The organism is Desulforhabdus sp. TSK (assembly GCF_022836495.1).
GTDB lineage: Bacteria > Desulfobacterota > Syntrophobacteria > Syntrophobacterales > Syntrophobacteraceae > Desulforhabdus.
Map to the genome: position 1 here is coordinate 1 of NZ_BQXM01000116.1, position 592 is coordinate 592.

The 592-nt window shown below is 63.2% G+C and carries 1 protein-coding gene; it reads left to right on the forward strand.

Annotation, left to right across the window (positions count from 1 at the left end; translation table 11 throughout):
- Positions 1-2: 2 nt before the first annotated feature.
- Positions 3-592, forward strand: a 590-nt coding sequence (locus tag MWC30_RS21755; RefSeq protein ID WP_368860923.1) for an NADH-quinone oxidoreductase subunit H, incomplete at its 3' end; no start/stop codon positions are given.

Below are 592 nucleotides of genomic sequence, written 5' to 3' on the forward strand. Positions count from 1 at the left end.
TCATCGGCCTCTTTCACCCCATCGCCGACGCCGTGAAGGTGCTCACCAAGGAGGACTTCATACCGGCGGGAGCGAACAAGTTCTTCCACACGCTGGCGCCGTTTCTCAGCCTGGTGCCGGCCATCGTGACCTTTTCGGTCATCCCCTTCGGGGGCCGGTACACGCTGTTCGGTCACGAGGTGAACCTGGTGATCGCGGACCTCGACGTGGGGATCCTCTTCGTGTTCGCCTTCGCCTCCCTGGCCACCTACGGGGTGGTGCTGGGGGGATGGGCCTCCAACAACAACTGGTCGCTCCTCGGGGGGCTCCGGGCCTCGGCCCAGATGCTCTCCTACGAAGTGGCCATGGGGCTCAGCATCATCGGGGTCGTCATGGTGTTCGGGAGCCTCAAGCTGACGGAGATCGGGGCCCTGCAGGCGGACTTTTTCCGCTGGGGGATTTTCCTGCAGCCCCTCGGGTTCATCTTGTTTCTCACCTGCGCCATCGCCGAGAACAAGCGGGCCCCCTTCGATATGCCCGAAGCCGAGTCGGAGCTGGTGGCGGGGTATTTTACGGAGTACAGCGGGCTCAAGTTCGTCATGTTCTGGATGGG